The 25,886-nt window shown below is 68.9% G+C and carries 25 protein-coding genes and 6 pseudogenes; 15 read left to right on the top strand and 16 right to left on the bottom strand.

From position 1 onward, the window contains the following. Window positions 1-53: 53 nt before the first annotated feature. Both ABZ396_RS31545 and ABZ396_RS31540 read right to left on the bottom strand, forming a co-directional pair. A complete protein-coding gene (locus ABZ396_RS31545) occupies window positions 54-1,163 on the bottom strand; it encodes a C40 family peptidase (RefSeq protein WP_358918647.1) in 1,110 nt (369 codons plus the stop codon). Between the two features lie 187 nt (window positions 1,164-1,350). Next, window positions 1,351-2,142: a class I SAM-dependent methyltransferase gene (locus ABZ396_RS31540; RefSeq protein ID WP_358918649.1), complete on the bottom strand. Its 792-nt coding sequence runs from the start codon at window positions 2,140-2,142 to the stop codon at window positions 1,351-1,353. 280 nt (window positions 2,143-2,422) lie between these two features. On the opposite strand from ABZ396_RS31540, the gene mshA reads away from it, so the two are divergent. From mshA to ABZ396_RS31525, 3 genes are all read left to right on the top strand, one after another. Continuing rightward, the gene (gene mshA, locus ABZ396_RS31535) at window positions 2,423-3,760 is read left to right on the top strand and encodes a D-inositol-3-phosphate glycosyltransferase (protein WP_358918651.1); all 1,338 of its coding nucleotides are present in this window, start codon (window positions 2,423-2,425) and stop codon (window positions 3,758-3,760) included. Continuing rightward, window positions 3,753-4,253 carry a YbjN domain-containing protein gene (locus tag ABZ396_RS31530; protein ID WP_358918652.1) on the top strand — a complete coding sequence of 167 codons (501 nt, stop codon included), beginning with the start codon at window positions 3,753-3,755 and terminating at the stop codon, window positions 4,251-4,253. Before mshA ends, ABZ396_RS31530 begins: the two co-directional genes overlap by 8 nt. A 131-nt stretch (window positions 4,254-4,384) precedes the next feature. Next, a complete protein-coding gene (locus ABZ396_RS31525) occupies window positions 4,385-6,037 on the top strand; it encodes a glycosyl hydrolase family 28-related protein (RefSeq protein ID WP_358918654.1) in 1,653 nt (550 codons plus the stop codon). On the opposite strand, the gene ABZ396_RS31520 is transcribed toward ABZ396_RS31525, so the two are convergent. Next, entirely contained in the window at window positions 6,016-6,825 is an 810-nt protein-coding gene (locus tag ABZ396_RS31520) for an AraC family transcriptional regulator (protein WP_358918656.1), read from the bottom strand. The two genes, ABZ396_RS31525 and ABZ396_RS31520, sit on opposite strands and share 22 nt — an antisense overlap. Here ABZ396_RS31520 and ABZ396_RS31515 point away from each other — a divergent pair. Next, on the top strand, window positions 6,824-7,318 hold the full coding sequence (locus ABZ396_RS31515; RefSeq protein ID WP_358918658.1) for a DUF2000 domain-containing protein: 495 nt from the start codon (window positions 6,824-6,826) through the stop codon (window positions 7,316-7,318). The two genes, ABZ396_RS31520 and ABZ396_RS31515, sit on opposite strands and share 2 nt — an antisense overlap. A 254-nt stretch (window positions 7,319-7,572) precedes the next feature. On the opposite strand, the gene ABZ396_RS31510 is transcribed toward ABZ396_RS31515, so the two are convergent. After that, a complete protein-coding gene (locus tag ABZ396_RS31510; protein ID WP_358918659.1) occupies window positions 7,573-8,829 on the bottom strand; it encodes an MFS transporter in 1,257 nt (418 codons plus the stop codon). A gap of 165 nt (window positions 8,830-8,994) precedes the next feature. Between ABZ396_RS31510 and ABZ396_RS31505 the strand changes: the two genes are divergently transcribed. Further along, a complete protein-coding gene (locus ABZ396_RS31505; protein ID WP_358918661.1) occupies window positions 8,995-9,756 on the top strand; it encodes a phosphoglyceromutase in 762 nt (253 codons plus the stop codon). Window positions 9,757-10,081: 325 nt separating this feature from the next. Here the strand turns inward: ABZ396_RS31505 and ABZ396_RS31500 are convergent. Both ABZ396_RS31500 and ABZ396_RS31495 read right to left on the bottom strand, forming a co-directional pair. Further along, window positions 10,082-10,326: pseudogene (locus ABZ396_RS31500) on the bottom strand (helix-turn-helix domain-containing protein). Between the two features lie 223 nt (window positions 10,327-10,549). After that, a pseudogene (locus tag ABZ396_RS31495) lies at window positions 10,550-10,924 on the bottom strand (ATP-binding protein); the annotation flags it as partial. A gap of 1 nt (window position 10,925) precedes the next feature. Here ABZ396_RS31495 and ABZ396_RS31490 point away from each other — a divergent pair. Next, window positions 10,926-11,139 (top strand): annotated as a pseudogene (locus ABZ396_RS31490) (GNAT family N-acetyltransferase); the annotation flags it as partial. Window positions 11,140-11,679: 540 nt separating this feature from the next. Here the strand turns inward: ABZ396_RS31490 and ABZ396_RS31485 are convergent. The 3 genes from ABZ396_RS31485 to ABZ396_RS31475 form a co-directional block, all read right to left on the bottom strand. Beyond that, on the bottom strand, window positions 11,680-13,017 hold the full coding sequence (locus ABZ396_RS31485) for an MFS transporter (protein WP_358918663.1): 1,338 nt from the start codon (window positions 13,015-13,017) through the stop codon (window positions 11,680-11,682). Then, window positions 13,014-13,679, bottom strand: coding sequence for a winged helix-turn-helix domain-containing protein (locus ABZ396_RS31480; protein ID WP_358918665.1), 666 nt, complete (start codon window positions 13,677-13,679; stop codon window positions 13,014-13,016). The genes ABZ396_RS31485 and ABZ396_RS31480 overlap by 4 nt, the downstream gene beginning before the upstream one ends. 145 nt (window positions 13,680-13,824) lie before the next feature. Continuing rightward, the gene (locus tag ABZ396_RS31475) at window positions 13,825-14,133 is read right to left on the bottom strand and encodes a hypothetical protein (RefSeq protein WP_358918667.1); all 309 of its coding nucleotides are present in this window, start codon (window positions 14,131-14,133) and stop codon (window positions 13,825-13,827) included. Between the two features lie 629 nt (window positions 14,134-14,762). On the opposite strand from ABZ396_RS31475, the gene ABZ396_RS31470 reads away from it, so the two are divergent. Further along, a complete protein-coding gene (locus tag ABZ396_RS31470; RefSeq protein WP_358918669.1) occupies window positions 14,763-15,176 on the top strand; it encodes a hypothetical protein in 414 nt (137 codons plus the stop codon). A gap of 8 nt (window positions 15,177-15,184) precedes the next feature. Here ABZ396_RS31470 and ABZ396_RS31465 read toward each other — a convergent pair. Continuing rightward, window positions 15,185-15,466 (bottom strand): annotated as a pseudogene (locus ABZ396_RS31465) (IS481 family transposase); the annotation flags it as partial. A gap of 99 nt (window positions 15,467-15,565) precedes the next feature. On the opposite strand from ABZ396_RS31465, the gene ABZ396_RS31460 reads away from it, so the two are divergent. Both ABZ396_RS31460 and ABZ396_RS31455 read left to right on the top strand, forming a co-directional pair. Further along, the gene (locus ABZ396_RS31460) at window positions 15,566-16,504 is read left to right on the top strand and encodes a MerR family transcriptional regulator (protein ID WP_358918670.1); all 939 of its coding nucleotides are present in this window, start codon (window positions 15,566-15,568) and stop codon (window positions 16,502-16,504) included. Between the two features lie 20 nt (window positions 16,505-16,524). Continuing rightward, window positions 16,525-17,127, top strand: a pseudogene (locus tag ABZ396_RS31455) (GNAT family N-acetyltransferase); the annotation flags it as partial. Window positions 17,128-17,179: 52 nt separating this feature from the next. On the opposite strand, the pseudogene ABZ396_RS31450 reads toward ABZ396_RS31455, so the two are convergent. Next, a pseudogene (locus tag ABZ396_RS31450) lies at window positions 17,180-17,412 on the bottom strand (IS256 family transposase); the annotation flags it as partial. A gap of 135 nt (window positions 17,413-17,547) precedes the next feature. Between ABZ396_RS31450 and ABZ396_RS31445 the strand changes: the two are divergent. The 5 genes from ABZ396_RS31445 (at window position 17,548) to ABZ396_RS31425 (ending at window position 21,275) form a co-directional block, all read left to right on the top strand. Continuing rightward, window positions 17,548-18,255 (top strand): alpha/beta hydrolase, encoded by a 708-nt coding sequence (locus ABZ396_RS31445; protein WP_359186474.1) that lies wholly within the window; start codon window positions 17,548-17,550, stop codon window positions 18,253-18,255. 49 nt (window positions 18,256-18,304) lie between these two features. After that, on the top strand, window positions 18,305-19,240 hold the full coding sequence (locus tag ABZ396_RS31440) for a transposase family protein (RefSeq protein WP_358918674.1): 936 nt from the start codon (window positions 18,305-18,307) through the stop codon (window positions 19,238-19,240). A gap of 465 nt (window positions 19,241-19,705) precedes the next feature. Beyond that, complete coding sequence (locus ABZ396_RS31435; protein ID WP_358918676.1) at window positions 19,706-19,993, top strand: hypothetical protein; 288 nt, start codon at window positions 19,706-19,708, stop codon at window positions 19,991-19,993. Between the two features lie 178 nt (window positions 19,994-20,171). Further along, window positions 20,172-20,396: a cold shock domain-containing protein gene (locus tag ABZ396_RS31430; protein WP_358918678.1), complete on the top strand. Its 225-nt coding sequence runs from the start codon at window positions 20,172-20,174 to the stop codon at window positions 20,394-20,396. A gap of 315 nt (window positions 20,397-20,711) precedes the next feature. Continuing rightward, window positions 20,712-21,275 carry a dihydrofolate reductase family protein gene (locus ABZ396_RS31425; RefSeq protein WP_358918680.1) on the top strand — a complete coding sequence of 188 codons (564 nt, stop codon included), beginning with the start codon at window positions 20,712-20,714 and terminating at the stop codon, window positions 21,273-21,275. Between the two features lie 153 nt (window positions 21,276-21,428). Here ABZ396_RS31425 and ABZ396_RS31420 read toward each other — a convergent pair whose 3' ends face one another. Both ABZ396_RS31420 and ABZ396_RS31415 read right to left on the bottom strand, forming a co-directional pair. Then, a complete protein-coding gene (locus tag ABZ396_RS31420; RefSeq protein WP_358918682.1) occupies window positions 21,429-21,551 on the bottom strand; it encodes a hypothetical protein in 123 nt (40 codons plus the stop codon). Window positions 21,552-21,622: 71 nt separating this feature from the next. After that, window positions 21,623-22,693 (bottom strand): zinc-dependent alcohol dehydrogenase family protein, encoded by a 1,071-nt coding sequence (locus ABZ396_RS31415; protein WP_359186471.1) that lies wholly within the window; start codon window positions 22,691-22,693, stop codon window positions 21,623-21,625. A gap of 433 nt (window positions 22,694-23,126) precedes the next feature. Here ABZ396_RS31415 and ABZ396_RS31410 point away from each other — a divergent pair, with 433 nt between their 5' ends. Further along, window positions 23,127-24,113, top strand: coding sequence for an alpha/beta hydrolase (locus ABZ396_RS31410; protein ID WP_358918686.1), 987 nt, complete (start codon window positions 23,127-23,129; stop codon window positions 24,111-24,113). Window positions 24,114-24,347: 234 nt separating this feature from the next. Here ABZ396_RS31410 and ABZ396_RS31405 read toward each other — a convergent pair whose 3' ends face one another. From ABZ396_RS31405 to phoU, 3 genes are all read right to left on the bottom strand, one after another. Then, on the bottom strand, window positions 24,348-24,599 hold the full coding sequence (locus ABZ396_RS31405; protein ID WP_358918740.1) for an SCO4226 family nickel-binding protein: 252 nt from the start codon (window positions 24,597-24,599) through the stop codon (window positions 24,348-24,350). A 127-nt stretch (window positions 24,600-24,726) separates the two neighbouring features. Beyond that, window positions 24,727-24,882, bottom strand: coding sequence for a hypothetical protein (locus ABZ396_RS31400; RefSeq protein WP_351746889.1), 156 nt, complete (start codon window positions 24,880-24,882; stop codon window positions 24,727-24,729). 163 nt (window positions 24,883-25,045) lie between these two features. Beyond that, the gene (gene phoU, locus ABZ396_RS31395; RefSeq protein ID WP_358918688.1) at window positions 25,046-25,735 is read right to left on the bottom strand and encodes a phosphate signaling complex protein PhoU; all 690 of its coding nucleotides are present in this window, start codon (window positions 25,733-25,735) and stop codon (window positions 25,046-25,048) included. Window positions 25,736-25,886 lie beyond the last annotated feature (151 nt).

The raw sequence follows: 25,886 nt of genomic DNA, 5'->3' as shown, positions 1-25,886 counted from the left end.
ACTGGGTCACATGAGGCAGCTCACGAAAGGTACATCACACCCAAAGGGGGTGCTCAGGCGTCCGGCCGCACCACTCCGAGGACCGGCATCGTCCCGGCGCCGCCGATCGACACCGTCCGCCCCGGGCGCGGGGCTTGGATGATCGCGCCGTCACCGATGTACAGGGCGACATGGCTGGCGTCGTCGAAGTAGATGATCAGGTCGCCGGGGCGCATGTCCTTGACGTCGATGTGCTTGAGCTGTTTCCACTGCTCCTGCGAGGTGCGCGGGATCGGCTTGCCGGCGCTCGCCCAGGCCTGGGAGGTCAGTCCGGAGCAGTCGTACGAGTCCGGGCCCTCCGCGCCCCACACATACGGCTTGCCGATCTGGGCGGTGGCGAACGCGACCGCCTTCTCGCCCGCCGCGGTCGCCTTGCCGTGGGTCGCGCCGAGTATCCCGGTGTGCAGCCAGGCGGTCTGCGCCTTGTAGGCGGCCTCCCGCTCCAGCTCGGCGAGCCGCTGCTTCTGCTTCCTCTCCAGGTTCGACTGGAGCTTCTCGGCGGCGGCGATCCGCTCCGTGATCTTCTTCTTGGCGGCGGCCTTCGCCTTGCGGCCGGCCTCCAGCTCGTTCCACTGGGCGGCCGCGTCTGCCGCGTACTGCTTCAAATCCTGCTGGGTCTGGGCCAGTTCTCTGATCAGGCCCTTGGTGGCCCGCTCGCCCTGGAGCACCCGCCCGGCCCCGTCAAGGAACTGCGAGGGGTTGTCGCTCAGCAGCAGCTTCGCGCTGTCCGGCAGCCCGCCGGTGCGGTACTGGGCGGCCGCCGCCCGGCCCGCCCGCGCTTTCAGCCCTTCGAGCTTCTGCTGCCCCTTGACGATCTTCTTGGCCAGCCCGACGATCTCGGCGGACTGCTTCGCGGAGGCCTCCTCGGCGGCGTTGTACGCGTCGGTGGCGACGGCCGCGTCATGGTAGAGATCGTCCAGTTTCTTCCGTACGGTCTCAAGGTCCTTGTCGGGCGGGAGAGTCACGGAGACACTGGGGGACGCGCTCGGGGAGGGCGTGGGGCTCGGTGCCGCGAACGCCGTGCCCGGTGCGGCCAGTACGGTCACCGCGCAGACCACGGTGACGGCCGCGGCCAGGATCCCGCGGCGCCCACCCGGCCGGACCGCGTACTTGTCCGGTCCCATGACCCGACCCCCCAGAAATACTGATTAACCGTGAGTAACTTACGACACGTGCAGGATCGTGCCATGTCGTGCCGCAAAGCGACAGAGGTAACGGCGGGTGGGTTCCTCCCCGGTTTCCCCTCGAGCATGACGATCTCCCCGCCTTTGTGACGAAGGACTCACCGAGATCGTTCCCGGTCCGCCACCATCAGGCCGATGGCGCCAACGCCCCCCAGGCCACCGTCACTTCCCCCTGCCGCCAGCGCACCACCGAGTCCGTCACCGGCCAGTCGCCCGTGACATCCCGCACCGCCCGGATCCACCGCTGCCGGGAGCCGTACGACGCGTAGGGAGCGGCGGCCGCCCAGGCGCGGTCGAAGTCCCGCAGGAACGCGTGCACCGGCTCCCCCGGCACATTGCGGTGGATCAGCGCCTTCGGCAGCCGCTCGGCGAGGTCGGACGGCCGTTCCAGGGAGCCGAGCCGGGTCGCGAAGGTCACCGTCCGGGGCCCCTCGGGCCCGAGCGCGACCCACGCATGCCGCCGCCCGATCTCGTCGCAGGTCCCCTCGACCAGCAGCCCACCCGGCGCCAGCCGCGCACACAGCCGCGCCCAGACGGGGGCGACCTCACTCTCGTCGTACTGCCGCAGCACATTGGCCGCGCGGATGAGCAACGGCCGCACGGGGACGGGGATCTCGAACCCGCCGTGCCGGAAGACGAGCCCTTCGCGCTCGTACGGCTTCGCGGCGGCGACCCGGTCGGGCTCGATCTCGACACCGACGACACGCACGCGTGGCGCGACGGTACGCAGCCGGCCGAGCAGTTCGACGGCGGTCCAGGGGGCGGCGCCGTACCCGAGGTCGACGGTCACGGGGTCGACGGCACCACGCAGCGCGGCGCCGTGCGTGGCGGCGATCCACCGGTCCATGCGGCGCAGCCGGTTGGGGTTCGTGGTCCCGCGCGTCACCGTTCCCACGGGGCGGGCGGCGCGGGCATTCATGCCTACGAGAGTAAAGCGCCCCGTAAGGGGCGCGGGACCGTGTCCCGCTGTGGCTGCCGCCGCGCGTGCGGGACCAGCCGCCACCAGTCCCCACCCGCCCGCGCCGCGTCCGCCACGGAACCACCCCTACGCATCCCGCCCTCGAACGGTTGAGCGACCATAGGTAATGCCACGGTAAAAACCCCAGCCCCCGGAATGGGAATCCACCCCTCCGCGTTGCACTCCCAGAGGGAACCGCACACCCTCCCACCGGCATGCCCGCAACAAGGAGGACCGCCACGTGAGCCAGTACGTCAGCAGGCTCGGGCGCCGCTCCCCGTCGTCTGCTGCTCGGCTTCTCCGGAGCCGCCGGCCCCGCCGCGTCGCCATGCTCTCCGTGCACACCTCACCGCTCCACCAGCCAGGCACCGGCGACGCCGGCGGCATGAACGTCTACATCGTCGAGCTCGCGCAGCGCCTCGCCGCGATCAACATCGACGTCGAGATCTTCACCCGGGCCACCTCCGGCGGCCTCCCGCCGACCGTCGAACTGGCCCCCGGCGTCCTCGTCCGGCACGTCGACGCCGGCCCCTACGAGGGCCTCGCCAAGGAGGACCTGCCGGCCCAGTTGTGCGCCTTCACGCACGGCGTGATGCAGGCCTGGGCCGGTCACCGCCCCGGCTACTACGACCTCGTCCACTCGCACTACTGGCTCTCCGGCCACGTCGGCTGGCTCGCCGCCCAGCGTTGGGGCGTCCCCCTCGTGCACGCCATGCACACCATGGCCAAGGTCAAGAACGCCAGCCTGGCCGACGGCGACACTCCGGAGCCCGCCGCCCGCGTGATCGGCGAGACCCAGATCGTGGCCGCGGCCGACCGCCTCATCGCGAACACCTCCGAAGAGGCCGACGACCTCGCACGCCACTACAGCGCCGACCCCGCCAAGGTCGCCGTCGTCCATCCCGGCGTGAACCTGGAACGCTTCCGTCCCGCCGACGGCCGCGCGGCCGCCCGCGCCCGCCTGGACCTCCCGCAGGACGCGCTGATCCCGCTCTTCGCGGGCCGCATCCAGCCGCTCAAGGCCCCCGACGTACTGCTCCGGGCCGTGGCCGTCCTCCTCGACGAGCGGCCCGAACTCCGCTCCCGGATCGTCGTACCGGTCGTCGGCGGCCCCAGCGGCAGCGGTCTCGCCAAGCCGGAGGGCCTGCAGAAGCTGGCCGCGCGGCTGGGTGTCGCCGATGTCGTCCGGTTCCGCCCGCCGGTCGGCCAGGACCAGCTGGCGGACTGGTTCCGGGCGGCCTCCGTGCTGGTCATGCCGTCCTACAGCGAGTCCTTCGGCCTGGTGGCGATAGAGGCGCAGGCGGCCGGCACCCCCGTGCTCGCCGCCTCGGTCGGCGGTCTGCCCGTGGCCGTACGGGACGGCGAGACCGGCTTCCTGGTGCGCGGCCACGATCCCGCCGACTACGCGCGCGTGCTGTGCCGTTTCGCCGACGACCCGTCCCTCGCGGACCGGTTCGGCAACGCGGCCGCCCGGCACGCCCAGTCCTTCGGCTGGGACACCGCGGCCGCCGCAACCGCCGACGTCTACATGGCCGCCACCCAGTCCCACCGCCGTCACGTACGCTCGCTCCATGGGTGATGTGGACAAGGCCGCACAGGTCATCGAGGGTGTCCTGAAGGACGCCGAACTGGAGTGGGAGAGCCCCGGACCCGGCAACTACGTCGTACAGCTCCCCGGCACCCGCAAGCTGAAGACGACCGTCTCCCTCCTGGCCGGCCGCCACTCCCTCTCGCTGAACGCCTTCGTGATCCGGCACCCCGACGAGAACGAACCGGCCGTCCACCGCTGGCTCCTGGAGCGCAACCTCAGGCTGTACGGCGTCGGTTACGCCGTCGACCGCCTCGGTGACATCTACGTCACCGCCCGGCTCCCGCTCGCCTCCGTGACTCCCGACGAGATCGACCGCCTCCTCGGCCAGGTCCTGGAGGCCGCGGACGGCGCCTTCAACACGCTGCTGGAGCTGGGCTTCGCCTCCGCGATCCGCAAGGAGTACGAGTGGCGGGTGTCCCGGGGCGAGTCGACCCGCAATCTGGACGCGTTCACGCACCTGATCGAACGCCCCGCTGACTGACTTCAGGTCCGTACCTGATTGACCCCTGCACGACTCTTTCGAGGCGACGGGGGCTGGTGGCATGCTCGCGCCCAACGCAACTATGAACGTCGTTCACAACCATGAAAAGCCGCATGGGAAGGACGTACGGAATGAGCACCGCGCACCACGGCATGACGAGACGGAGCCTCCTCGCCGGCGCCACGGCGGTCGCCGCGACCGCCGTCGCGGGCGGCACGGCCGAGGCATCGGGCGACGAAGTCCCGTCCCTCTGGCGGGAGTTCACCCGCACCCCCTTCACCCACCCGCAGATCCCGTACGTCGGCCGCGCCGGGGCGGCACGGATCCGCCGCCTTCCGGTGGTGGCCGACGTCCGCGGGTACGGCGCCGTGTCCGACGGCGTCACCGACTGCGCCCCCGCTATCAACCGTGCCATCGCCGCTGCCGCCAGGGCCGGCGGTGGCACGGTCACCATCCCGCCCGGCACCTTCCGCATCGACGGCCTGATCCACCTCGCCTACGACAACGTGGTGCTGCGCGGCGCCGGCAGCGGCCGTACGACGCTGTACGCGACGAAGAACCTCACCGAGCTGATCGGGCCGTACGGCTCCCGTTACGGCGGTACGAAGTCGGCGTGGTCCTGGGCGGGCGGCCTGATCTGGCTTGCCCCCAAGGCCCGTTGGGACTCATTGACCGCCGCCATCACGGCGCGGGCCTGGCCGTTCGAGGGCTGGACCGGCAACAAGCGGGACGAGTGGGAGCAGTTGACCCCGGTCGCCCCCGCCCGCCAGGGCGACGGGACGGTCACCGTCACCGACCCCTCCCGGCTGCACCCCGGCCGCCTGGTCCTCCTCCGCGTCGCCGACGACACCGCCCACACCCTCCTCCAGCACATGTCGGGCGGCGCCCCGGGCCCGGCCGCGTACTACTGGGAGGACAAGACAAAGCTGTTGTCGTACCTCCCCTACGAATGGCCCGTCCGCATCACGGCCGTGCGGGGCAACAGGGTGACACTGGAGCGCCCGCTTCCAGTGGACCTGCGCCCCGAATGGAACCCCCAGTTCACCAGTCACGTAAGGGAATTGACCGGAGCCGGAGTCGAGGGCCTGACCCTGGACGTGGTCGAGACCCCGCAGTCCCCGCACCTCCTCGACAAGGGCTACAACGGGGTCGTCCTGCAATGCGCCTACGACTGCTGGGTGGACGACGTCACGGTCCGCAACGTCGACAACGGCTTCGGCCTGGTCGCCGCCTCCGCCTGCACCCTGCGCCGCACCCGGGTCGGCGGCCGGGGCGAACACCACCCCTACTTCTGCCGCGAGGGCTCCCACGACAACCTGATCGAGGACTTCACGATCGAACAGCGCACGGTCCCGGCCCCCTCCGACACCCAGCTCCACGGCATCAACGTCGAGGGTCTGTCGTCGTACAACGTGTGGTCGCGCGGCGATATGCGGATGGGCACCTTCGACTCCCACCGCGGCCTGCCCTTCGCCGACGTCCGCACCGACATCACGGTGAACAACAACGGCCGCCACGGCGGCGACGCCAACGCGGGACCGCTGTTCGGAGCCCGGTTCACGCACTGGAACGTCCGCGTGACCAACGGCCGTGCGGGCCTGATGAAGCTCGACGGCCTCGCCCCGTACTCCGCCACGGTCGGCCTGAACGAGGTGACGGAGTTCGACCAGATCGACGTACCGGACTTCACCGGCGACCTGCATTCCCGCCTGGAGCTGTACGGCACATGGGACGCGGTACGGCCACGCAACCTGTACGAGGCTCAGCGGGCGCTGCCCCGGTAGCGCCCCGGGGTCACCCCCACCAGCTTCCTGAAGTGCCGGTTGAGATGGGCCTGGTCGAAGAAGCCGGTCGCGGCGGCCGTCTCGCCGGGTGGGACGCCGTCGAGCAGCAGCCGGCGGGCGCGGCCGACCCGGCGGGACATCAGGTACTGGTGCGGGGCGATGCCGTACGCGCCGCTGAACGCCCGTACGAGGTGGGCGGGATGGGCGTGCAGCAGCCGCGCGGCCTCCTCCAGGGCGAGCCCGTCGGCGACGCGCTCGTCGAGGAGTTCGCGGAGGGCGCCGGCGAGGGCCGGATCAGCAGGCCTTGGCGATGCCGTCCGCCGGGGGCGGAGCAGGCCGCGCAGCCGCTCGCCGATGAGGGTGAGCCGGCTCTCGGCCTCCAGCTCGTCGCCGGGGCGGCCCAGGGAGGCGTGCAGCTGGCCGACGCGCCGCCGCAGCAGCGGGTCGCGCAGGTCGGGACCGTCGACGGCCGCGCCGATGAGCTCGTCCCCGAGGAGGGTGCCGTCCAGGTACACCACGCGCTTGCGGAAGCCGTCCGCGGTGGCGGGGGAGCCGTTGTGCGGCACATGCGGAGGGAGCAGCGAGACCGTGTCGTCCGGGGTGCCGTGCTCATGCCGTTCGAGGTCGTACCGTACGGCGCCGTCGTCCACGATGAGCAGCGTCCAGGCGTCATGGACGTGCATCGGATAGGCGTACTCGGTGAAGTGCGCGTGGAAGACCTCGGTGACGCCCGGGACACGCGGGCGCCAGGCGGTGACTTCCTCCGTGACATGCTGCCGGGCGGCCATGCAAAGAACGTACAAGACGAAGCCGTACGACGATCGGCAGTCTCAGTCCATGGTTACCGCGACACCCTTGAATGCCGACCCCGTCCGTTTCGACACGAAGATCGCCGTGCTGCTGCGCACGGACCTGGAGCCGTGGCAGCGGCTGAACGTCACCGCGTTCCTGGTCAGCGGCCTGGGCCCGACGGTTCCCGAGGTGGTCGGGGAGCCGTACCAGGACGCTGACGGGGTGGCGTACCTGCCGATGTTCCGGCAGCCGGTGCTGGTCTTCGAGGGGACGAAGGAGACGCTGAAGGCCGCGCACGAGCGGGCGCTGAGCCGGGCCCTGCCCCGCGCGGTCTTCACCGCGGACCTGTTCGCGACCGGCAACGACCGCGACAACCGCGCGGCGGTGCGTGCCGTCCCCACGGTGGAGCTGGATCTGGTGGGGCTCGCGGTGTACGGGCCGCGCAACGGGGTGGACAAGGTGCTGAAGGGGGCGCGGATGCACCCCTGAGGTGCCGGGTGTGCGTTCGGCTCGGCCGACCGAAGGAATCGCACGGCGTGACCGGGTGGTCCGATCATCACACCCGCCCCCTTTCCTGGCGAATGACGCATCTGACTGCCATGTGACTCATCAGATTCAGCAGCGTGGCAGCGGTAGCGGCGGCGGTCGTCAGGCGCGGGCTGACACTTGTTGCTTGTTGCTTGTTGCTTGTTGCCTGGCAAGCCCCTGCCCCTCCCAGGGCAGGGGCTCGGCCGCTTCGGGCGTCAGGCCCGCACCCCTGCCTCGGCCGCACCCGTCGCCTTCGTCACCGGGGCGGTCTCACCCGGCAGTCGCCGCATGAGAACGCCGTACCCGAAAGCCGCCGCCGTCCCCACGACCGCGCACACCCCCCACAGCCACCGCGCCCCGAACCGGTCGATGACGACACCGGACATCAGCGGCGCGATGAGCGCGGCGGCGGACCAGGACAGCGTGTACATCCCCTGATAGCGCCCCCGACCGTGCACCGGCGAGAGCCGCACCACCAGCCCCGTCTGGGTCGGCGCGTTGACGATCTCTGCGAGGGTCCACACGCACACGGTGAGCGCGAAGACGCCGACGGACCCGGCGAAAGCGGTGAGCCCAAACCCGTACCCCGCGAGGAGGGACGACACGACGAGCAGGGACCGCGGGTCACGGTGCTCGATGACCCGGGTGACCGGGATCTGAAGCACGACGATCAGCACCCCGTTGACGGCGATCGCCATGCCGTAGTCGGCAGGCGAGAACCCGGCCTCCCCCATAGCCACCGGCAGCCCGACGGACCCCTGCTGGAAGATCAGGGCGACGAGGAAGGACAGCCCGACGACGGCCATGTACCGCCCGTCACGCACCACGCTGCCCAGGCTGACCTCGCCGTCCTTGGCGACCTCCTGGGCGCCGCGCTCCGGCCGTGACTCGGGCAGCTTGACGAAGACCAGGACGGCACAGACGGCGGTCATCCCGGCCTCGATCAGAAATCCGGCGCGATAGCTGACCTCGGCGATGAACCCGGCCGCCATGGACGACACGGCGAAGCCGAGATTGATGGCCCAGTAGTTCAGCGAGAACGCCCGCACCCGGTCCTCGGGCCGCACGATGTCGGCCATCATCGCCTGCACGGCCGGCCGGGAGGCGTTGGAGGCCATGCCGACGAGGAAGGCGACGGCGGCGATGGCGACGGGATCGTGCACGAAGCCGAGCAGCGCGACGGCCCCCGCGGTGGAGCCCTGGGCGAGAAGCAGGGTCGGCCGCCGCCCGAGCCGGTCGGCCATCACCCCGCCGCCCAGGGCGGAGACCACCCCGCCCAACCCGTGCAGGGAGGCGACAAGCCCGGCGTACGACGCGCTGTACCCCCGGTCCAGCGTCAGATACAGGGCCATGAACGTGGCGACGAAGGCGCCCAGCCGGTTGACGAGGGTGCTGGTCCACAGCCACCAGAACTCACGGGGCAGACCGGAGACGGTCTCCCGGACGGCGCGCCGCAGGACGACGGACGGCATGGCTCCCCCAGAGCAAGGCGTAAGCGACGCAACGAATGAGTGGACCTTACTTTCGCCTCGCTCACCTGAGCCACTCAATTAACAAAAGCAGTCAACTGTCCGACGTCTGGGACGCCCTCCGGGCGCCGGCACCCTGCCCCGAACACGTGGATTACGCTCTGACCCATGGCCGACGCACCGTACAAGCTGATCCTCCTCCGCCACGGCGAGAGCGAGTGGAACGCGAAGAACCTGTTCACCGGCTGGGTGGACGTCAACCTCAACGAGAAGGGCGAGAAGGAGGCAGTCCGCGGCGGTGAACTCCTGAAGGACGCCGACCTGCTCCCGGACGTTGTCCACACCTCGCTCCAGAAGCGGGCGATCCGCACCGCACAGCTCGCCCTCGAAGCGGCCGACCGCCACTGGATCCCGGTCCACCGCAGCTGGCGCCTGAACGAGCGCCACTACGGCGCGCTCCAGGGCAAGGACAAGGCGGCGACGCTGGCCGAGTTCGGCGAGGAGCAGTTCATGCTCTGGCGCCGCTCGTACGACACCCCGCCGCCCCCGCTGCCGGACGACTCCGAGTACTCCCAGGCGAACGACCCCCGCTACGCGACGATCCCCCCGGAGCTGCGTCCCCGCACGGAGTGCCTCAAGGACGTCGTCATCCGCATGCTCCCGTACTGGTACGACGGCATCGTCCCCGACCTCCTCACCGGCCGCACGGTCCTGGTCGCCGCCCACGGCAACAGCCTGCGCGCGCTGGTCAAGCACCTCGACGGCATCTCGGACGCCGACATCGCGGGCCTGAACATCCCGACGGGCATCCCCCTCTACTACGAACTCGACGCCGACTTCAAGCCGGTGACCCCGGGCGGCCGCTACCTCGACCCGCAGGCAGCGGCGGCAGCAATCGAGGCGGTCAAGAACCAGGGCAAGAAGAAGTAGCCTTTGCGATCATGCCCCCGACCTGCGCATACGGCGCGAGTCGGGGGCGTTTTCACGGCCTGGGCCCACTGTGGGCCCTCAGCACCCCGGATCCCGAGGCCGGAGCGCGCGACCGATGGCGCTCCGGGCGCGGTCCCGGCTACTGGGCATGAGGTGCGCGTACACCTTCAGCGTCAGCCCCGGGTCGACGGTTTTGCCGTCGCCGTTGGTCTCGGTCCTATACCAACGGTCTTGGATGCTGCCAGCCATAAGAGGCGGAGTCCTTTCCCAGCATGGAGCAGGGGCGGCCGTTCAACGGCCACCCCTGACGGTGTGTGAGGCTGCGTCAGGCCGCGACGCGGTCAACGTTCTTGAGCTGGGTGACGTAGGCCCCCACTTCGGCGGGGTCGTAGCGAACGTGCTTACCGAGGCGGAAGCCGGGAGGACCGGTGCGCTTCCTGCGCCACTGGTAGACGGTTTCGAGGGGGACGCCGAAGATCTCGGCGTGTCGTCGGGAGTGAGGTACCGGTCGGGGAGACCGCTGCGGAGGGTGGCGCGGGGGTCGGGTTGAGCGGAACGCGTTCGGCTCATGGGGTCCTCAGAGGTTGAGTCGCGTTGGCTTCGGGGTTTCTCGGACTCCGCGTGTGTCCGAGGTGTGGATTTCTGCGTCACCGCGTCACCTGCGTCATTCAGGCTTCTGACCTGCGGGTTTTGGGTGACGCAGAGCGTGGGCGTGCGTCACCGGTGACGCAGGCTGTCCGTCACGGCTGTATGCGCAGGTCATCTGCCGTTTTCGGGCGCCCCGTGACGCAGTGACGGCCGCGAGCAGGTTCTCTTCGTCCTTCGGGGCACGTCGCAGGTCACCGGTCATGCCCTCGATGATCTGTACGAGCATCCGGCCGCTGGTGGATTTACCCGCGCTCTGCGGGCCGGTGAGGAACGGCGCGGGGACCGGCACGGACGGACCGAGGCAGCCGACCAGTCACGCGATGGCCAGGCACTCGGTCTCGGCGATGGCGAAGTTGCACAGCCTCAGCAGCAGATCGATGCCCTTGCCGTCCGTGTTCTTGACCGGCAGCGGGAGTTCGCCGGTGAGCTGGGTGCGCCTCCAGCACACCTCCTGCGGGTCGGGGACAGCAATGTCCCAGCCGGTGGGGTGGATGCGGACGGACTGTCCGTCGGTGCGGCCCTGGGTCCGGCTGGACGCTTGGACGACGAACGAGGATCTCCAGCGGTACTAACCTCAGGCAAGGGTTCAGACACATCCGTACCGTCCGAGAGGGTGTCGCGGTGAACGGCGGACCGAGGGTCTCCGGATGGCTTGCTCAGCGCGCGGCGCGGCCGGCGGATCATGGGTTCACTGATCGCACGCCGGCTCCCGAACGGCTCCGGTTCGCTGCCTGAGTTGCGCCGGTATGGCACCCCTGTTGGCCGACCTCTAGCAACAGGGGGAGCAACTTACGGGCTGACCCGCTGTGACCGACAGCGATAGGTGGCCCGGCTCGATGACGGCAGCGCAGGTCACCGATGTGTGTTCAATTGCAGTTGGCCAGGAGGGGCAGTGATAGATGGCCAGCCGGGCTATGTGGAATCCTCAAGCCCCTAGCGTGTTCACGTCACACCCGCGGAACCGAGCACCTCGTGTCGCGTGTCTGCATCGGTACATCCCGCCCTGCGGGCGCCCGGAAGCGTGGGCACACCGCCATTGAGCCGTAGGAGTCGCCAGCCATGGGGGTATCTCCCGCCCCGTCCGGAACTGAGTGCTCTCCGCGCGCTCCCCGCTCAGATACTCGCCTGTCCCGTCGAAGTGCATCTGGCAGATAGCGGCTCGCTGACCTGCGGAGGTGCCAGGTGGTTTGAGAACGCTGGTGGCGGTTCTCAAATCACCTGGGCTTCGCGGAAGTCGCGTTCGCGGTAGAGGCAGAAGCCACCTTGACTGGACAGTTATGTCGTGAGACTCGCACTGGTTGACTGAGCGTCTTCCTCGGGTTGCTGCTGCCGGGTGCCTCGCCCACGCCCGCGGTCCATCTCGCGCCATTCCGGCCGCAGTCCAGTCAGGTTCGTGGTGAGGAAGTACGCAGCCCCGCCAGCGAGCAGCACCGGCGCAAGACCGACGGAGGCCACCACTGCCCCAGCGATCAGTCCACCGAGAGGGACACCGGCCCAGGCCAGCGAGTCACCGAGCGCGTTCACCCGGCCCAGCATCCGGCGCGGCACCCGCTCGAAGAGGACGGCGCCCAGGACCGGGTTCAGGAAGCCCGACCCGAATCCACTGACGGCGAACACGGCAAGAACCACCCCCATCGGCGCATCGAAGGCGAGAACCAGGAATCTCGGCGCCCCGGCCAACAGAAACCCGGTGAAGAACACCACCCGGCGCCGCAGCCGGTTCGCGGCCATCGCAGCAATCAGACTCCCAGCGACCGCCGCGGCTCCCAACACGCTGCCCATCAGGCCGATCGCAGCGGGCCCGTTGCCGGATTCTTTGGCCCAGACGGGCATGAGTACCGTGGTGAACCCCGCATCCAGCAGGTTGGTGATCCCGACCATGACGATGACCGTCAGCAGCAACAGCTCGCCACGCAGGAAGGTGAAGCCCTCGCCGAAGCGTCGCCAGTAACCCGGTCCCGTCTCCCCGGCCTGCGAGGGGGCTTCCGCAACTGCATGCCCCATCCCGCGAGGCAACGCCAGTCCGATGATCACTGATCCGAAAGCAAAGCAGCCCGCGTTGACGACAAGTCCCGTCAGGGGGCCGAGCAGCGCCACAAGGGAGCCGCCGGCCGCCGGGCCGACGGTGGACGCGAGCCGCTCGGTCACGCCGGACAGACCGACGGCCCGCTCTAGCGGCACTCGGCCGCGCTCGGCCGCCTCCGGGACCATGACCTCCTTGGCCAGATCGCCGGGGCCGCGGACCGCGCCGATCAGCGCGACCAGGGCCAGCAGGAGCGGAAAGGATAGTAGGTCCAGGGCGTGGAACAGGGGAACCGCAGCGGCGGCGGTTGCGCTGGCCAGATCAGTGGTCCAGGAAACGCCCCGCGGGCCGATCCGGTCTACCAGCGGCCCGGTGAACGCTTTGACCGCCACGTAGGGAGTCATCTCGCAGAAGGCGACCAGTCCGGTCTGGGTGGCGCTGCCGGTCGTGACGAGCACGAACCAGGGCAGCGCGACGGCAGAGACCCGGGTACCGGTCAGCGACACGGCCATGGCCGCCAGGACCCCGCCCAACGGTCGTAAGGACCGCTTGCTGGGTATGCCGTCACCGCCCGAGACGTCTTCCGTCATGACGTCTCCGTTCCTGTCGCATTCTCAGGACCGGACGGGGCCGCTGGCGCGGCGGGCGTATCCAGCTCTGGCAGGAGGTGCGTGATGACGGCGACTCGCTCGGCTCCCTCCGGGGCTTTCGCCGCCGCCTCCGGAGTATCTCTCCGGTAGCGGGCGACGACTGCCCGCAACTCCTGGCGCAGGGCGACGGTTTCCTCCTGCGTGAGCCGCAAGGCCCAGTCGCTCATGTCGAAGGTGTCCCGCCACGCACGGGGCATCGTCTGAAGCTCGTTGACTGCCCGCTGCGTGCGAAGGGTGTAGGTGGCGGCGACGGACTGCAGGTAGGCCAGTGCGGCCTCGGGCTCTCGCTCGGCCAGCTCCGGGTCGTTGAGCTCCGTCATCTGGTGCAGGGAACGCCACCAGCGCTCTCGCGCGTTGCCGCGTTCTGTGTCCTCCTCGACGAAACCGGCCGCGCCTAGCTGGCGCAGGTGGTAGCTGGCCGTGCCGGAGTTCACGCCGAGCCGCTCCGCGAGGCGGGTAGCGGTCGACGGGCCGTACTTCCGCAGCAACCCGACCAACTGCACGCGCACCGGGTGCGCCAGGGCGCGCAGCCCCTTGGCATCCAGAACAACCGCGTCCGCTTCGGTGTTGGAGCCATCCGGCTTCTCACTTGAGTCAGTCATACCGTGCACCCTAAACCGCAAAGGGTTCTTCGCAAAGGGTTCTTCGCGAAGAACCCTTTGCGGTTTTGCCGAAGTGCATCTGGCAGATGGCGGCTCGCTGACCGGCGAGGTACCAGTGGTTTGAGAACGCTGGTGGCCAGTGTTCTCAAACCACCTGGCCGTCGGGGAAGCCTCGTTCGCGGTAGAGACAGAGACGCCGGTAGAGAGGGTCCTGGGTTCCGAGGGTGGTATGGATCCGGGCGAATCGTCGGCTCGGCTCCGCTGTTGTCGCGAGGTAGAGCTCTTTGGGGTCGATGGTGTTCGTCGGCGGGTTGGGGTTCAGGTTCGTCAGCACCACGATCTTGGGGAAGGCCGCGAGGTGATGGCGGTCCTCGGCGGAGGTTTTCTTGCTGCCGGGAAGCGCCTCGATGTGGTCGAGGCGGTGGGTCCACTCGTTTCCGAGGTCGATCGGCATCCCGGAGGAGGCCCACTCTTCGACGACCTTCCGTGCAAGCGTGAGGGCTTGTCCGAGTTGTCGATGGTTTCGCGCGAGTTGATTGAGTCAGCGTTGGGCTTGGATGACTTCCGGCAGGTTCGTAAGCGGGATGTCTTGTGTGGAGCGGGTCCAGCGCAGGTGACGCGGACAGAGGTGCTGGTGGGCGGGCATCAGGAGGATCACCAGGGAGGCCGCCGAGCTGCGGCGGGAAGAGGTCTCGCGACTCCTCGTTGGCCAACCTGTGGCCAGCGCGGCGGTGATTGACTGTGCAGTAGGTGTATTAGTGCAGGTCAACAGACGTTCGCCGCTTGGGACTGATTCGGTCTTGAAAGCCGCTGTGGCACAGCTGACCCCTGCTTAGGCAGGCGCATCATCCAACACCCTTCCGGACGGGTGGGGCGATAACCCTTGCGGCTGCTGCGCCTGAGGCCTGTTGAGCGGGTTTCGCCACGCCGACCCAACTGGCGTGACCAGCACCAAGCCCTGTACGGGCATTGTCGAGTCTCGGATGATGCTTGACGGTTCGGTATCAGGTGATGCTTGACGTCTGACCTAGACATCGTGGCTTACTGGCTGCCATGGCGGACCGAATTCCTGAGATCACCTCCGTGGAGGAGTTCATCCGGTTGCGGGAGAGTGAGGACCCGGCGGAGTACAACCGCTCGGCGTGGGCAACCATGCCGCTGCCCGTCTGGTGGGACCTGGTGCGCAACCATCCCGGCATGCGTTTCTGGGCCGCGCATAACAGGACGGTGCCGTCGGAGATCCTCGCCGAGCTGATCAAGGATCCGGACTGGCGGGTCCGAGACCGGATGGCCAGTAATCACCAGTGCCCGCCCCAGCTGTTGGAACGACTGGCCGACGATCCGCATGACGCCGTGCGGAGGATCGTCGCAGGCCATCCTCACTCGCCGCGGTCGGCAGTGGCCCGTTTGGTCGATGACCCGTGGCCGGTCATCGCGCAGGAAGCACGCGCCCGACTGGCCAACTGGCCGTCCGTGCAGTCGCCCGAGCCTTCCTGACGCGGCGATCACACGATCTTCCGGCGGTGGTGTTCGCCGGACGTGCGCACCACTACCTCCTTCCTGGTGACACGCGGGACGGTGGTGATCAACTCAGTGCCCTGGAAGATGCGGATGGCGTCTTCGCTCAGGTGGGCGGTGACGACCTGGCGGGCATGACCGCGGCCGAGCTGGATACGCTGTCCGGCGACCACGAAGCCGCCGGTAGTGCTGACGGTCCGCTCGGCGATCTGCTCGGCGGGCGGAGGAAGTTGCGGCGGCGGTCCGGCTGGACGGCCGCCCTGCAGACGGCTGCGAGGAATTGTCAAGACTTGTGGATGAGGAGTGGTTGGCTGCTGGCAGGCGAAGGGGCTTGAGTCTCCAGTAGGGGGAGACACAAAGGTGGGGGCATGGACGGCGACATGCTCTACTCGATCGGCGAGCTCGCTCGGCGAACCGGTCTCACGGTCAAGACCATTCGGTTCTACTCCGATCGCGGAATCGTGGCGCCGACGGACCGCAGCCCGGCCGGCTACCGCCTCTACAACATCGACGCCGTCGCACGCCTGGACCTCGTGCGGACCCTGCGCGATCTGGGACTGGACCTTCCCACGATCCGCAAGGTCGTGGACCGCGAGCTCTCGCTTCCCGAGGTCGCCGCGGCGCACGCCGAAGCACTGGCAGTGCAGATCCGCGTCCTGCGCCTGCGGCGCGCGGTGCTGACGGCGGTGGCCGAGCGCGGGTCCACACCTGAGGAGACGGAACTCATGCACCGGCTGGCCCAGCTCTCCGAGGACGAACGCCGACGTCTGATCGGCGATTTCCTCGACGCCGTCTTCGGCGGTCTTGACGCCGCCCCCGCACTCGCGGGGGTCATGCGCTCGATGACCCCCGAGCTGCCCGACAACCCGGAGGCGGAGCAGGTCCAGGCGTGGGTGGAGTTGGCTGAAATGTCCCTGGACCCGGATTTCCGCGCCGTCGTGCGGCGGATGGCCGAGGACCAGGCAGCCCAGCAGATACGAAGCGACACGATGGGCCCGCGCCGCGACATTGCCGCAGCCGTCCGTGACCAGGCCGGCCCGGCCCTGACCGCCGGCATTGACCCGGCCTCACCCCAGGCCGATCCGATCGTCGCGGCGTTCACGGCGCACTACGCGCACCTCCTCGGCCGCCCCGACGACGTCGAGCTTCGCCGCCGGCTGGCGACTCGGCTGGAGAGCGTGAACGACCCCCGCAGGGAGCGATACCTCCAGCTGCTCGCAGTGGTCAACGGCTGGCCGGCCCCGGAGAGTCTGGCTCCAGTGTTCGACTGGTCCGTCCAGGCTCTGCGCGTCCGGACACAGCAATGACGGTGCGGTCGCAAGGCGGCATGGGCCGGACGCGGCTGGCGTCGGGTGAAAACCCCGCCGCACATGATGGGTTTACGAATGCCCCCGTCATACTTCAGGTGGCCGCGACGCCGGCCTCTCCCGCTCTCGTTCTTCGCCCCTGGCGCCTGGAGGACGTTGCCGCATTGGTCGAGGCGAGCCGGGATCCCGAATTGCGCCAGTGGGCGAGCTCTGCCGTGGACAACGATGCTGACGGGGCACGGTGGGTGCAGGCCCAGCAGCGGGGCTGGGCAGCGGGGGACCGGTTCGGCTTCGCCGTCCTTGAGGCACAACCTGGTTCAGTTCGCGAACAGTTGGTGGGCGACGTGGTCCTCAAGGAAGTCGCCTCCGGCAAACCGACGGCCGAGGTGGGCTACTGGACCGCGGCGCACGCTCGCGGACTGGGAGTGGCCCCCCGCGCTCTGGAGGCACTCACAAGCTGGGCCTTCGACACCTTCGAAGCCGACGGGCTGGAGCGTCTCGAACTCCTGCACCAGGTGGACAACCTGGCATCGTGCCGGGTTGCGCAGAAGAGCCGGTACGACTTTGACAGCGTCCTGCCCGCGGCGCCGCCTTCCTTCCCCCGCGATGGCCACCTGCACATAGGCGCACGAGTGCCTGAGATCCTCCCGGCTTCTGCGGATCGGCTGAGGCTGCTCACGCCGCGAGGGTCTCGGGGCGTTCGACGAGGTGGCCGCGTTCGAAGCGGGCCCCGGCACGGACCAGAGCCACGAGGTGGGGAGCGTTCACGGCCCGCCAGCGGGCCTGGGCGGACTCGACCAGCTTGAAGACCATGGCCAGCCCGGCGGCCCGGCTGCCGGCACCCTTGGTCACCTTGGTCCGCAGCCGCACGGTGGCGAAGGTCGACGGGTGCTGTGCAGCGGCGAAGTAACGGCGTTGTCGGCTATTGAAGATCGGGGCCAGAACCGTGTGCGGCTGAGAACCTGAGTTGCTGACCGGGGGTAGTGGTTCGGCTGCTGGTGAACGCCATTCTCCGGCAGGGCTCGTCCGCCTATCCTCCGGACATGGTTGATCAACGCTCGGTCGACGTTGGTGAGGTCCGGCTGGCTTATCAGGTGTCGGGTCCTCCGGATGCTTCGTCTCTCGTCCTGTTGCACGCGTTGGGCGAGAATGCCACCGACTGGGAGGCGGTTGTGCCCGTCCTCGCCCAGAGTCGAAGGGTGTATGCCCTCGACCTTCGCGGTCACGGCCGAAGCGACTGGCCGGGGGACTACTCACTCGAACGCATGCAGGTCGATGTGCTCCGGTTCCTGGACGCGCTGGGACTTGGACCGGTGGATTTGATCGGGCACTCCATGGGCGGGATCGTGGCCTACCTGCTCGCGGAGGATCATCCGCAGCGGGTGCGTCGGCTCGTCCTGGAGGATGTGTCGGTCCCCCGTCCCCGGGAGCCGAGCACTCCTGCCAGGCCGGACGGTGTTCTGACGTTCGACTGGGAGATGGTGCTGGCCGTCAGGCGGCAGATCGACCAGCCCGATCCCAGGTGGCTGGAGCGACTCGACCGGATCACCGCCGAGACCCTCGTGCTCGCCGGCGGCCCACACAGTCATGTTCCCCAGGACGGTGTCGCCGAGCTCGCCCGCCGCATCCCTTGTGGGCGAGTGGTCACCATCCCGGTTGGTCACTTGATTCACCACGCAGCGCCGGAGGCGTTCACCGAGGCGGTTTCGGCGTTCCTGGAGGAAAGCTTCCGTCCTGCCCGCCAAGCATGAGCGCGGTCGCAGGCCATGACGTGGGGATGGCCGCACAGGTTCTTCGAGTGTGAGCAAGAAGTGGGCCCGTGCGGCTTTGTCCCATCCTGCCTTCACCGGCGTCTCGCGTGCACATCTCGGCGGTTCGATCGAGGAGTTGGCCGGGCCGTGGCAGGCCCGGCGGGAATCGGTATTACATCAGCGGCGGGGAGGGAAGCGGCGCCGTGCCGTTGGGGCCGGCCGCAAGCACGAACTGGTGTTCAGCGACCGCGTGCTGGTCGCGCTGGTCCACCTGCGCACTCAGCTCCCGCACGCCGCGCTCGCCGAGTTGTACGGGGTCGGCCGCTCCACCGTCACCGAGGCCATCGGTGAGATCCGCCCGCTGCTCGGCGACCGCGGCTTCGCCGTCCCCGGCCAGTCTGGACTGCGCCTGCGAACGTTGGCCGACGTGTTCGCCTACGCCGATGCGGAGGGTGTGACCTTGCGGATCGACGGGACCGAAACCCAGGTCCGCCGCCCGAAGCCCCACCGGTCGGGCCGCTGCGCGTTCGTCTCCGGCAAGAAGAAGCAGAACACCATGAAGACCACCACGATCAGCGATGCTCAGGGCCGCACTCTGTGGTCCGGGGCCGAACGGCCCGGAAGAATGCACGATCAGACGGCGATACGCACCGAAGGCATCGCCGAGCAATTCCGTCTCCACCCGAACGTGAGAGCCGAGGTGGACGAGGGTTATCGGGGGTTGGCGAACGAGTTCCCCGAACAGGTCAGTGCGCCGCCGAAGAAACCGAAGGAAGACGCCCCGCTCGGTGACCAGTACGGCTGGCGTGAGCAACGGCGCCGCCAGTCCTCGGCACGGATCTGCGTCGAAGACGCCGTCGCGGAACACAAGCAGTGGCGCCCGCTGCAGCGCTTCCTCAGCCGCCGCGAGCCCTACCCGGCCACGCACCGGGCCATCGCCGGCTTGGTCTCAGACCGAGCCGCCCAGCAGCCCACGCGCCGGTAAACCGAGCACCGAACTCGTGCCCGTCAGCCCGATGACCCGGTTCTGGGCCCTACGGCACTCGCCGGGCCGGACAACGCGGGCGGAGCGCTCGCAGGACAGCGCTCAGGAGCCCCTCACCGGTCGTTCCTCCGCACGAGCACGGCACCAGTTGAGTGTCTAACTGCGTGACAACGCCGACGAACAGCGGCGGGCAACCACGGACGTCTGCGGACCATCAGAGCAGGTGAAGGGCACACCGACCCAAGGCACCGCCCTCACCCAAGTTGCTTCGGGACGAAGTGGGGGCTCCGTCAGGGAGCGTCACATGAGCGACGAAGCCCCAACCTGCCCCGACTGCTGTCAGCCGGCTGCGCCGATCACCGCAGTCGCCCACTTGGGGGATGTCCGGATGCGATGCGTGCACGCGTCCGTACGGTCGGTTGCAGGGCCGGGATGTGCCTGGCCTGCCAAGTCGGGAGGTTCGTCATGCGTCGCATCGGCTCGACACTCGCCACACTCGCCGCCGCAGGAGTGCTCGCGCTTGCCGTTCCGGGCTCGGCCTTCGCCGCCAACGGGTTCCTCGCGATCGACGGAGTCCGTCACAATGACCCGAGAGGCTGCTTCGAGATAGCTCAACTGTCGACCGTCCTCAACTTCACGGACACGCCCGCCCTGGTCCACAACGTTCCGGGCTGCGCAAGCGGGTTCGTCCAGGTCATCCCTCCTGGGCTGGCAGTGCAGGTGCCAGGAACGCACAGCATCTTCATCGGTTGACCAGTGGCCACAAGCGCACCAGATCGAGCGGGGGACCACGGGGAAAGCCGCCGAGGCCGAAAGGGCAGAGACCAGGCCGTTCGCCCGCGTCAGCGCATGGGCAGGCCTCAAATGATCGCAGCTTCCCAAGCTGAGGTGCCAGGCGCGTCGGCGCAGAGAAAGCCGTAGGGTTCCGTCCATGGTGACTGCGACTGTCCGCGAGTGGAACGACGAGGAAGGGTGGGGCGTTCTCGACTCCCTCGATACCCCCGGCGGCTGCTTCGGCCACTACTCCGACATCCAGGCAACCGGCTTCCGTACGCTGTCACCCGGACAGCAGGTCGACCTCACGTGGGAAGCCCCTGGCTTCAAGCAGGACGGGTACGACTACCGCGCGGTGAACATCGTGCCTCGGTCTGCCTGACATCCACAGCTGGCATCAACGACGGCGCACGCCCACGGTCCGCAGCGGTCCGCTACGGCACCGCCCGGAGACAGGCCTCGCTCGGCCGACTGGCCCCCATCGAGTTCGTAACCGTCATGGCCACACCGGCCCTACAAGCCGCGTGACCGTACATGTCACCCGAACCAGAGTCTCGATCAAACCCGGAACGGTTCATTGACCTGCGAGCCGACAAGCGACAAGCGGACCAGGCCCGTGGGTCAGCCCGGACGCGATGAGTTTCCCGCGCCGCGCCGGTCTTTACGCTGGAGACCGACTGACGGAAGGCATGGGGTCATGCGGAAACTGCTCTACGGCATGAACCTGACCCTGGACGGCTACATCGCCGCGCCCGGCGACGACCTCGGCTGGAGCGGGCCGAGCGACGAGCTGTTCCAGTGGTGGCTCGACCAGGAGCGGGCGATCGGGCTGTTGATGTACGGGCGCAAGCTGTGGGAGACCATGAGTTCCTACTGGCCGACCGGCGACCAGCAGCCGGGCGCCACCCCGGCGCAGATCGAGTTCGCGCGGAACTGGCGGGACACGCCGAAGGTGGTGTTCTCGTCGACGATCGACAAGGTCGACTGGAACACTCGCCTGATCGCCGGCGACGCGGTCGCGGAGATCACCCGACTTAAGGTCGAGGACGGTGGGCCGATGAGGGTCGGTGGCGCGACGCTCGCCGGGGCGGCCATGCGGGCCGGGCTGATCGACGAGTACGCGATCGTCACCCATCCGGTCCTGGTGGGTGGCGGCACACCGTTCTTCACCGCTCTGGACAGCTGGGTGAACCTGAGCCTGGTGGAGACGCGGACGTTTCCCGGCGGGGTGGTCCTGAACAGGTACGTAACGAGGCGCTGAGCGCGATTCTCCCGCGAAGGGCTTGATCACGGAAGGTCTTGGGGACCCGGAGCCGGGACCTGTCTGGAACCTCCGAGGTCAACAAGCAACGACAGACAACGACCACCCAACCGCAGGTCAGTTGAGGTGAGCACCCCGCTGACCAGCCCGCCCCTACCTGCTGTTCTGCCGCGGGTGGGGCTTTTCGTGGAACTGGGCCCAGACCTTGCGCACCCGGTCGACCCGCAGCAGCCAGTTACCGCCGGTGCCGCGCACCTGGACGCGGTCGGCCTCCATCTGCCAGACAGTGCCGTAGAGCGTGGCGGCGTGTGGAGGTCTACCGTCGGATGCTCCTCACGTAGCACGCCCTACTCGTCGTCTTTGCCCGGGCCGTCGTCGAAGACGAAGAGCGGTTTGGCGCCATGAGCGGGTGTTTCGGCGAAGGAGATGGCTTCGGTGAAGCGTTCGAGTGGGAACGGCCGGCCATGGGGGATGCTCAGCACTTCATCGGCGACGAGGCTGCGCACCTCGGACAGCGCGCGCAGCACATCCGCAGGTGCAGCGGTGCCGAACCAGCGGTTCAGCCAGAAGCCGCGGACCACTTTGGTCTCGTAGATGACCGAGCGTGCCTGCAGCGGGATCGTCAGCGCTGCCGGGTCAGTCTGCCGATGGGTGGAGAGCGCGCCGTAGACCACGACCTCTCCTCCCGGATCCAATGCCTGGGACACCTGGGCACCTACGGGGCCCGCGACACAGTCCATGGCCTTGCGCACGCCATCCGGTCCTGCAATCTCAGCCACGCGCCGCACCAGGTCCTCGTCCTCGGTGCAAATGACCTCATCGCCACCAAGCGCCTTCATCTCCTCAACGGCATCGCGCCGCCGCACCACATTGATCGTGCGCATACCCAGATGCCTGGCCAGCTGAATGACGAGCCGGCCGACGGTGGAGCCGGCCGCCGTCTGCAACAACCATTCCCCCGGCTGTACGTCGAGTTCGCGGGTCACCAGGAGCAGCGCGGTCAACGGGTTGACAGCGAGTTGACAGGCGCTGGAGTTGCTCAGACTGTCGGGGACCGGCAGAAGTCTGTGTGTCTCAGCAACAAGGTATTCCTGCCAGGTGCCGGCCACACGCGGCCCGGGTACGGCCGGGACAGCAACGGCCACCACACGCTCGCCAATTCTCAGTCCCTCGGTGTCCGGGCCCAGGGCCTCAATACGGCCCACGCACTCCATGTGCCCGCCGACAGTGGGAAACTCGGGGGAGAAACCGTAGCGACCACGCAACACGTGCAGATCGCTGGCGTGAATCGGAGTCGCCTTCACACGGATCAATGCCTGGCCGGCTTCTGCCGTGGGAACAGGCCGGGATTCCAGCCGCAGGACATCGTTCGGCTCGCCGACCTCTCCGGCAACGAGCGCACGCATGGATTGCGGCATGAGTGACCTTTCGTCTCTCAGCACCCGACGAACTCAGCGGACGTTCGGGTCAGAAACGACACAGCCTCCGGCGGGCCTCGACGCCATATGTAAAGCTCGCCTCGCCTGACGATTGCCAGGTGTCATCCCGCACTCCTCCCAGCCTGCGCTCCTGCGCGAGCGCTGTCACGTCGTAACGACGTCACAAAGCGGAGGAGCTGTGCGACTCGGCCGGGCGCTCCTCCGTCAGTACCGCGTACCTGGCGCAACGCCGCGTGCTGCGACGCCGTCCGTCATGGTGGTGATCGAAGCCGATCGGTACGTCGTCGGCAGCGAGGTCTGCTGGGTCGGGTGCACGGCCGAGGTTGCCGAATCGGCAAATGCGGTCGTGTTCTCGGTGTCGGAGCTTGCATGATCCGTGGTGAGGCGACGAGGCCGAGACCTAGGAGGGCGCATGGCGATGCATGGCTTGGAGGGTACGCATCGGGTTGTTTCCGAGGGCGCACGGAGAGTGCATCTTGTCGAGCAGGGCGCCGGGCCGCTCGTGCTGCTCGTGCACGGGTTTCCCGAGGGCTGGTACTCCTGGCGGCGCCAGTTGCCGGCGCTCGCTGCGGCGGGGTATCGCGCGGTCGCCATCGATGTGCGGGGGTACGGGCGTTCCGGCAAGCCGACCGCGACGGACGCCTATCGGATGGGCGAGCTCGTCGAGGACAACGTCGCCGTGGTGCGGGCGCTCGGCGAGGAGTCGGCGGTAGTCGTCGGTCATGACTGGGGCGCGGCCATCGCCGCGAACTCCGCGCTGCTCAGGCCAGAGGTGTTCCGGGCCGTGGGGTTGCTGAGTGTGCCGTACGCCCCGCGTGGCGGGCCGCGGCCCAGTGACGTCTTCGCGCATATGGGCGGTGGGGACGAGGAGTTCTACGTCTCCTACTTCCAGGAGCCAGGGCGGGCCGAGGCCGAGACCGAGCCCGATGTACGGGGGTGGCTCGCGGGTTTCTACGCCGCCTTCTCCGGCGACACCATGCCCGGGCCCGGCGCTCCTGACCCCCACTTCGTCACTGAAGGGGGCGCCCTGAGGGACCGGTTCCCCGCCGGCCGGCTGCCCGCGTGGCTCGGTGAGCAGGATCTCGACGTCTACGCCGGGGAGTTCGAGCGCACCGGACTCACCGGTGCGCTCAACCGGTACCGGAACATGGACCGCGACTGGGAGGACCTCGCCGCCTACGACGGTGCCCCGATCACCCAGCCGTCCCTGTTCGCCGGCGGCAGCCTCGACGCCTCCACGACCTGGCTGGCCGACGCCATCGAGGCGTACCCGGTCACCCTCCCCGGCCTGGTCTCCTCGCATCTCCTGGACGGCTGTGGGCACTGGATCCAGCAGGAACGGCCGGACGAGATCAACCGACTGCTCGTCGACTGGCTCGCCGGCCTGCCCACCCGCTGACGGAACGCGCGCCGTCAGCCCGTCAGCACGCTCCCGAACCGCGGCTTCCCCATCGTCAGGTCGGCGTCCCCGTCCCCGTCTCCGTTCGAGACTCCGTCGGCCCGCCTCAGACCGAGGCAGGACCGGGGCCCGACCGATGCGGAGGCGGCGAACCGCCGACGTCATGCGAACGGCAGGTACGCAGGTGTGCCGGCCTCCCCGCCGTGATCGCGGTCGGAGGCCGACGACGCGGCGTCACCAGACCGACAGCGGTACCGGATGGATCTCGTCCGCCGGGTGGCCCGCGTTTTCGTGGACGCGCTTGACCGCCTCGGCCGAGGGCGCCTCGGAGAGGCAGTAGACCTCGCCGGAGACGGGGTCGGCCCAGGCTCGCTCGAAGTGCACACCCTCGTCCTTCTCGATGGCGAGGTCGGCCTCGTGGGCCTCCTTGAGCTGCTCGGCGCTGAGACCCTTCATCCCGTGGTGAACGTCCATGAACTGGGGCATGGCTGCCACCTCCTGTCTCCCTCCCCTCCATGCTGCGCCCGCCCGTGCCGCCTCGCGCGCTGCCTCGGCCAGTACGAAGGGCCCCCGACCGGAGTCGAGGGCCCTTACGGGTACGTCGGGTGTGCGCTCAGCCGCACTGGCAGGGGCTGCCCGACTGGCAGCCGCAGCCGCAGCCCGAGCCGCACCCGCACGCGCCGATGACCAGAAGGTTCTTGATCTCGACGGGCTGCTCGGTCTCGCGCTGCTGTGTGGGGTCGGGCGTGGTGCTGGGGGATTCGGCCATGGATCCCTCCCAGGGGTTCCTAGAGGTAGGGCGTGGTAGCCCTGCCCATTTCATGCCCGCTTCACTGGGCGCATCAACGGCGCACAGTGGCGCCCACGCGCCCACTCCGCACTTCGCGAGCCCCCGACCAACCAGCGGAACCACCGGCGGAGCCGTCCGGGGGTTACGCCCCCTCGGCGCCCGTCACCGGCTGGATGTCAGGCTGCAGTTCGTCCGCGTGCTCGCCCGTGACCAGGAAGACGACGCGCTTGGCGACGGCGACCGCGTGGTCGGCGTACCGCTCGTAGTAGCGGCCGAGCAGCGTCACGTCGACCGCGGTCTCGATGCCGTGCTGCCACTTGTCGTCCAGCAGGTGCTGGAAGAGGGTGCGGTGCAGCAGGTCCATCTCGTCGTCGTCCTGCTCCAGCTGCATCGCCAGGTCGACGTCCTTGGTGATGATCACCTCGGCGGCCTTGGCCATCAGGCGCTGCGCGAGCTGGCCCATCTCCAGGATGGTCGCGTGCAGGTCGTAGGGGACCGCCCGGTCCGGGTAGCGCAGCCGGGCCAGCTTGGCGACGTGCTGGGCCAGGTCGCCGGCGCGCTCCAGGTCGGCGGACATCCGCAGCGAGGTGACGACGATCCGCAGATCGGTCGCCACCGGCTGCTGGCGGGCCAGCAGGGCTATCGCCCGGGCCTCCAGGTCGTGGTGGAGCTCGTCCACCTTCTGGTCGGACTCGATGACGCTTTCGGCCAGTTTCAGGTCGCCGTCGAGGATCGCCGTCGTGGCGCGCCCGATCGCCGATCCGACCAGCCTGGCCATGTCGACCAGGCTGTCGCCGATCGAGTCGAGTTCCTCGTGGTACGCGTCCCGCATCAGGGTTCCCTCTCGTACGTGTGTTCCAGGGTTCCGGGGGCCGGGGGCCGTGGCCGAAACCAGCTGCGAACCCCACGCTCCCATGTTCCGGTTCCCCCGCGTCCGTTTCTGCCACCACAAATGAACCAACACTGGCTCCAAGGTGAACTCT

Origin of the sequence: Streptomyces sp. NPDC005866 (assembly GCF_040629895.1) — a bacterium.
GTDB lineage: Bacteria > Actinomycetota > Actinomycetes > Streptomycetales > Streptomycetaceae > Streptomyces.
This window is presented reverse-complemented; position numbering and strand designations above follow the sequence as displayed.

What these genes read in the sequence shown, in the direction of transcription:
- ABZ396_RS31510 (WP_358918659.1), bottom strand. Translation starts at nt 8,829, where the DNA reads ATGCCGTCCGTCGTCCTGCGGCGCGCCGTCCGGGAGACCGTCTCCGGT.
- ABZ396_RS31460 (WP_358918670.1), top strand. Translation starts at nt 15,566, where the DNA reads ATGGACGGCGACATGCTCTACTCGATCGGCGAGCTCGCTCGGCGAACC.
- ABZ396_RS31505 (WP_358918661.1), top strand. Translation starts at nt 8,995, where the DNA reads ATGGCCGACGCACCGTACAAGCTGATCCTCCTCCGCCACGGCGAGAGC.
- ABZ396_RS31480 (WP_358918665.1), bottom strand. Translation starts at nt 13,679, where the DNA reads ATGACTGACTCAAGTGAGAAGCCGGATGGCTCCAACACCGAAGCGGAC.
- ABZ396_RS31420 (WP_358918682.1), bottom strand. Translation starts at nt 21,551, where the DNA reads ATGGAGGCCGACCGCGTCCAGGTGCGCGGCACCGGCGGTAACTGGCTG.
- ABZ396_RS31425 (WP_358918680.1), top strand. Translation starts at nt 20,712, where the DNA reads ATGCGGAAACTGCTCTACGGCATGAACCTGACCCTGGACGGCTACATC.
- ABZ396_RS31400 (WP_351746889.1), bottom strand. Translation starts at nt 24,882, where the DNA reads ATGGCCGAATCCCCCAGCACCACGCCCGACCCCACACAGCAGCGCGAG.
- ABZ396_RS31410 (WP_358918686.1), top strand. Translation starts at nt 23,127, where the DNA reads ATGGCGATGCATGGCTTGGAGGGTACGCATCGGGTTGTTTCCGAGGGC.
- ABZ396_RS31430 (WP_358918678.1), top strand. Translation starts at nt 20,172, where the DNA reads ATGGTGACTGCGACTGTCCGCGAGTGGAACGACGAGGAAGGGTGGGGC.
- ABZ396_RS31415 (WP_359186471.1), bottom strand. Translation starts at nt 22,693, where the DNA reads ATGCCGCAATCCATGCGTGCGCTCGTTGCCGGAGAGGTCGGCGAGCCG.
- ABZ396_RS31515 (WP_358918658.1), top strand. Translation starts at nt 6,824, where the DNA reads ATGCAAAGAACGTACAAGACGAAGCCGTACGACGATCGGCAGTCTCAG.
- ABZ396_RS31485 (WP_358918663.1), bottom strand. Translation starts at nt 13,017, where the DNA reads ATGACGGAAGACGTCTCGGGCGGTGACGGCATACCCAGCAAGCGGTCC.
- ABZ396_RS31520 (WP_358918656.1), bottom strand. Translation starts at nt 6,825, where the DNA reads ATGGCCGCCCGGCAGCATGTCACGGAGGAAGTCACCGCCTGGCGCCCG.
- ABZ396_RS31530 (WP_358918652.1), top strand. Translation starts at nt 3,753, where the DNA reads ATGGGTGATGTGGACAAGGCCGCACAGGTCATCGAGGGTGTCCTGAAG.
- ABZ396_RS31445 (WP_359186474.1), top strand. Translation starts at nt 17,548, where the DNA reads ATGGTTGATCAACGCTCGGTCGACGTTGGTGAGGTCCGGCTGGCTTAT.
- ABZ396_RS31435 (WP_358918676.1), top strand. Translation starts at nt 19,706, where the DNA reads ATGCGTCGCATCGGCTCGACACTCGCCACACTCGCCGCCGCAGGAGTG.
- ABZ396_RS31540 (WP_358918649.1), bottom strand. Translation starts at nt 2,142, where the DNA reads ATGAATGCCCGCGCCGCCCGCCCCGTGGGAACGGTGACGCGCGGGACC.
- phoU (WP_358918688.1), bottom strand. Translation starts at nt 25,735, where the DNA reads ATGCGGGACGCGTACCACGAGGAACTCGACTCGATCGGCGACAGCCTG.
- ABZ396_RS31475 (WP_358918667.1), bottom strand. Translation starts at nt 14,133, where the DNA reads ATGCCGATCGACCTCGGAAACGAGTGGACCCACCGCCTCGACCACATC.
- ABZ396_RS31545 (WP_358918647.1), bottom strand. Translation starts at nt 1,163, where the DNA reads ATGGGACCGGACAAGTACGCGGTCCGGCCGGGTGGGCGCCGCGGGATC.
- ABZ396_RS31525 (WP_358918654.1), top strand. Translation starts at nt 4,385, where the DNA reads ATGAGCACCGCGCACCACGGCATGACGAGACGGAGCCTCCTCGCCGGC.
- ABZ396_RS31405 (WP_358918740.1), bottom strand. Translation starts at nt 24,599, where the DNA reads ATGCCCCAGTTCATGGACGTTCACCACGGGATGAAGGGTCTCAGCGCC.